This is a genomic window from Lentimicrobium sp. S6, from assembly GCF_013166635.1.
GTDB lineage: Bacteria > Bacteroidota > Bacteroidia > Bacteroidales > UBA12170 > UBA12170.
This window is the reverse complement of sequence record NZ_JABKBZ010000261.1, coordinates 1-624: the sequence shown is the minus strand read 5'-3', so window position 1 is coordinate 624 and position 624 is coordinate 1. Positions and strand designations below refer to the sequence as shown.

Sequence of the window (624 nt, the reverse complement as noted above, 5' to 3'; positions counted from 1 at the left end):
AAATATTTAGGAAAATTAATGTGTGAAAATGAAACAAATTAATGTGTAAATTTAGCCTAGAAATTATAGCTGTTCACACTGGCACAATAACGTCGGTATGACTGGCACAATAACGCCGGTATATCCAGTTCCTTCTCGTCAAATCTTGAATATACTTTTACAAGTCCACTTACAACAAGAGGCAATACTTTAACATACTGTTGTTCTCTTAAAATTTCAATTCCTTTGGGGAATTCCTTTATACTTGATTCTTGCAGTATCTTATCAGCTAAATCAGGTTTTAAAAAGGATAATATTTTCTTGTCAAACTCCATTATTTATGGTATTTAGGTTCTAAGGTTGCACACAACGTCCTAGGCTATGCATAGTGTGGTTTTCAAAGCCATTATCTATCTGCCTACTCCGATGTTTATTTTATGTTTATATGTTCTATTCTACTACAAAACCCACATTATGTATGAGCCTTTGTTACCAAGCGTTTTGAACTCTTCAATTTATAGGTTTCATCTCCTTCAAATCACCAAATAATCAAAGCATTAAAATCTATATTATTAGTCATTCTTCAGGGCATTTTTTATTTTAAAAACTCTTTAAGCGGCCAAAAAAGTTCGAACTTAAAATGTC

General features: G+C 31.9%; 1 protein-coding gene. It reads right to left on the bottom strand.

The window, feature by feature from the left end; genetic code table 11:
- Positions 1-56 precede the first annotated feature (56 nt).
- On the bottom strand, positions 57-314 hold the full coding sequence (locus tag HNS40_RS22640) for a hypothetical protein (RefSeq protein WP_216664211.1): 258 nt from the start codon (positions 312-314) through the stop codon (positions 57-59).
- Between the last annotated feature and the right edge of the window lie 310 nt (positions 315-624).